The following is a 3,396-nucleotide window of genomic DNA, read 5'->3' on the forward strand; positions in this document are numbered from 1 at the left end:
CTCCGAGGACACCTTCCCGGTGTGCAGCCCGGCGCTGGTCGAGGCCGGGCTGGCCACGATCGAGGATCTGCGCCGCTTCCGCCTGCTGCACGACGAGACGCTGGTGCAGTGGAAGCACTGGCTGCGCGCGGCGGGGATGGAGGATCTCGGCTGGGTCCGCGGCCCGCGCACCCAGGATTCGGCGCTGCTGATCCAGATGGCGATCGAGGGCCAGGGCGTGGCCCTGGCGCAGCGCGTGCTGGTGATGGACGATCTGCGCGCCGGCCGGCTGGTGCGGCCATTCTGGCAGTCGCTGCCGCGCGACCATCTGAAGAGCGACTACGCCTACTACTTCGTGGCGCCGCCGAGCGCCCTCAACCGCCCGCTGGTGCGGGCCTTCCGCGACTGGCTGTTCGCCGTCGCCGCCGAGGCCGAGGCGGCGCCGGAAGAACCGATGACCCTGCCGGCGGCGTAGTCGGGACAGCGCCGCCGGCTTGGGCGGAGTTTGAGTCCTTCGGCGCACCATCCCGTTGTAAACACATTGTTTTCTTGTATTGGTCTGCGATCTTGTTCATCATATGTTCTGTGGACAAGGCGCAGACCGATCTGGAATCGGAAGCCCCGTCCGCTCCCCAGGAGGAGCGGGCGGCGCGGCATCTGCGCCTGCTCGCCCGGGCGGCGGAGGTCCATATGGAGATCATCGAGGCCATCCGCACCGAGGCGGTGGAGGCGCCGCAGCCCGGCGTCGACTATGGCCGGCGCATTGCCGTCATCATGAAGTCGCTGCGGCTGACCCTGCTGCTGGAGGAGAAGTTCGCCAATCATCGCGACGAGCGGCGCAAGGCCGCGGCGCGGCGTGAGGCGGCGCAGGAGGACCAACACGGGCTGCGGGTGACGCTGGCGATGATGGCGGCGGTTACGAATCGTCCGAGGACGGCGAGGAGGATCGCCGCGCCGACGAGCTGCGCGAGCGGCTGGGGCGGCCCGAGGTGGCCGAGCTGGTGGAGGCCAGCCCGGCGCCGGTCGCGGTGGCGGCTTTGTGCCGGCGTTGGGGCTATCCGGTGCGGGTGGAGCAGTGGCTGGAGATGGCCGACGAGGCCCTGGAGCGTCTCGGCTTCCTGCCGTCGGAGGACGGCGAGGACGATCCCGAAGGTCCGCCCGGGCCCCGCTGGGCCTCCGGCCGCAGGCCCAGGCCGCCGGACACGGGGTGAGCCGCTCGCGCACTCACCACCTCCACCACCATTCAACACTGATGAGCACAGCCTTCCACACTCCCCCTCCCCTTGCGGGAGGCGGTTGGGGGAGGGGTCTGCGCGCGTCCGCGCGCCTGCTGCCTAATAAACCCTCGTCATCCCCGCGAAAGCGGGGATCTCGTCGCGCCTGGACCCGAGGGAGATTCCCGCTTTCGCGGGAATGACGGCCAAGAGAAACAGCGAAAACCCCCTCCCCCTAGCCCCCTCCCGCGAGGGAAGGGGGAGGGTAGAAGGGAGGGATCGGCTCGAACGACGCTACGCCAGCGCCTCGCCGAAGAAGGTCAGCAGGCGCTTCCAGTGCCGTTCGGCGCCGGCCTCGTCATAGACGCTGTGGTCGGGCACCGCCCAGCCATGCGCCATGCCGACATAATTCTCGATGACGTGGTCGACCTCGGCCCGCCGCAGGGCCTCGGCCAGCCGCGCCGACTGCTCCGGCGGGAAGCTGTTGTCGACCCCGGCGACGCCGACATAGACGCGGCCCTTGATCTTCTCCGCCAGCAGATGCGGGCTGTCCGGCGCCTCACTGGCTAGTCCGCCGCCATGGAAGCTGGCCGCCGCGCCGATCCGGTCGGCATAGGACGCCGCGGCCGTCAGGGCCCGGCCGCCGCCCATGCAGTAGCCGACGGCGCCGATCGGTCCCGTGACCTTCTCAGCATCGAGCGCGTCGATGAAGACGGCCGTGTCCCGCCGGGTCATCTCCTGGCTGGTCTCGCGCAGCATGGTCATGATCTGGGCGCGGGCCGTCTCGTCGCCGAAGGAGGCGCCGGTGAACGGGCCGTACGCGCCGAACCGGTAGAACAGGTCCGGCAGCAGCACGACGTGGCCCGCATCGGCCAGGCGCTGCGCCATCCCGGCCAGCGAGGCCCGCGGGCCCATCGCATCCATGTAGAGGATGACGCCGCGCAGCGCCTTGCCGCCGGCAGCGGCGCCGTCGGGGTGGAAAAGCGCCGCCTTGGCCGTCCCGTCCGCGGTCTTGATCTGAAGGTCGCGCCTCATGTGCCGATCCCTTGTGAAGGTGCCCCGGCCGCGGGAGTGCAAGCGTCGATATCCGCCCGCCGGCCCCGTTCGGACCGGCGGCGTCATCGCAGCGAGTCGGCCGTGGCGGGATCATAGCCTTCATTCCCGCCAGAACGGCTTGCGGCGCATGGTCTCGACTTGGTCGCGGCGCAGGCCGAGATCGAGCAGGGTCTCGTCGTCCATGCGCTGCATCCGGCCGCGCGCCTCGATCCGGGCGCACCACAGCGCCGGCAGGGCCGCGATGCGGCGGAGCAGGGACAGGAGGGGGGAGGGCCGCCGGCGGTATGCAGGCCGGGGCTCGTCGATGCAGCAGCTGGTCATTGGCTACGGTCCTGATCGGGGTTGCAGATCAGGGGTCGACCCGTGCCTCTAAGATCGGTCCTGGCGGCCGCGGCGGCAAACGGGATAGTCTGGCCCTAGCCCAATAAAAACTTGGCCTGCGGGCCGGGAGGCGGGATTTGGGATGGCGGTTGCCGCCGCTGAACGGCGTGCGGGCCTTCGAGGCCGCGGCGCGGCATCGCAGCTTCACCCGCGCAGCGGCGGAGCTGTCGGTGACCCAGGCCGCGGTCAGCCAGCAGGTGCGCCGGCTGGAGGAGTGGCTGTCGGTCAAGCTGTTCCACCGCCGCGAGAACAGCCTGGAGCTGACCGAGGCCGGCCGCGTCTACCTGCCGCTGGTCGGCTCGGCCCTGGCCGGCATCGCCGACGCCACGGCGCAGATCGCGCCGGGCCGCACGGCCGGCGTGCTGACCATCAGCACCACCCCGTCCTTCGCCGCGAAATGGCTGACGGTCCGCCTGCCGGGCTTCACGGCGGCGCATCCCGATATCGACGTCAACGTGACCGCGTCGCTGGCCCGCGTCGACCTCGAGGGCGGCGAGGCCGATTGCGCCACCCGCTGGGGCCAGGGCGGGTGGGAGGGGCTGGTCTGCGACCGGCTGTTCACCGATGACACCTTCCCGGTCTGCAGCCCGGCGCTGCGCGACGGAACGCCGGGGCTGCGCACGCTCGACGACCTGCGCCGGCACACGCTGCTGCACGACCAGTCGCTGGCGCCCTGGCGTGACTGGCTGCGCGCCGTCGGCATGGCGGATGTCGATTGGGTGCGCGGGCCGCGGGTCAGCGATTCCTCGATGGCCATCCAGGCGGC

5 protein-coding genes are annotated in these 3,396 nt (G+C 71.1%); 3 read left to right on the forward strand and 2 right to left on the reverse strand.

Features of this window, described 5'->3' with window-relative positions; translation table 11 throughout:
- Positions 1-454 (forward strand): LysR substrate-binding domain-containing protein (locus tag ABDW35_RS34320; protein WP_343718332.1); only part of this gene is annotated, 454 nt, incomplete at its 5' end.
- Between the two features lie 514 nt (positions 455-968).
- Complete coding sequence (locus ABDW35_RS34325; RefSeq protein WP_343718333.1) at positions 969-1,190, forward strand: hypothetical protein; 222 nt, start codon at positions 969-971, stop codon at positions 1,188-1,190.
- Positions 1,191-1,487: 297 nt separating this feature from the next.
- Here the strand turns inward: ABDW35_RS34325 and ABDW35_RS34330 are convergent, their stop codons facing one another.
- Together ABDW35_RS34330 and ABDW35_RS34335 are read right to left on the reverse strand one after the other, a co-directional pair.
- A complete protein-coding gene (locus ABDW35_RS34330) occupies positions 1,488-2,228 on the reverse strand; it encodes a dienelactone hydrolase family protein (RefSeq protein WP_343718334.1) in 741 nt (246 codons plus the stop codon).
- 120 nt (positions 2,229-2,348) lie between these two features.
- Positions 2,349-2,570 carry a hypothetical protein gene (locus tag ABDW35_RS34335; RefSeq protein WP_343718335.1) on the reverse strand — a complete coding sequence of 74 codons (222 nt, stop codon included), beginning with the start codon at positions 2,568-2,570 and terminating at the stop codon, positions 2,349-2,351.
- Between the two features lie 137 nt (positions 2,571-2,707).
- Here ABDW35_RS34335 and ABDW35_RS34340 point away from each other — a divergent pair.
- On the forward strand, positions 2,708-3,396 hold a 689-nt coding region (locus tag ABDW35_RS34340), incomplete at its 3' end, for a LysR family transcriptional regulator (protein WP_343718336.1).

Origin of the sequence: Inquilinus sp. (genome assembly GCF_039594555.1) — a bacterium.
Classification (GTDB): domain Bacteria; phylum Pseudomonadota; class Alphaproteobacteria; order DSM-16000; family Inquilinaceae; genus Inquilinus.

Coding starts and splice junctions, on each gene's coding strand:
- ABDW35_RS34335 (WP_343718335.1), bottom strand. CDS start 2,570: ATGACCAGCTGCTGCATCGACGAGCCCCGGCCTGCATACCGCCGGCGG.
- ABDW35_RS34330 (WP_343718334.1), bottom strand. CDS start 2,228: ATGAGGCGCGACCTTCAGATCAAGACCGCGGACGGGACGGCCAAGGCG.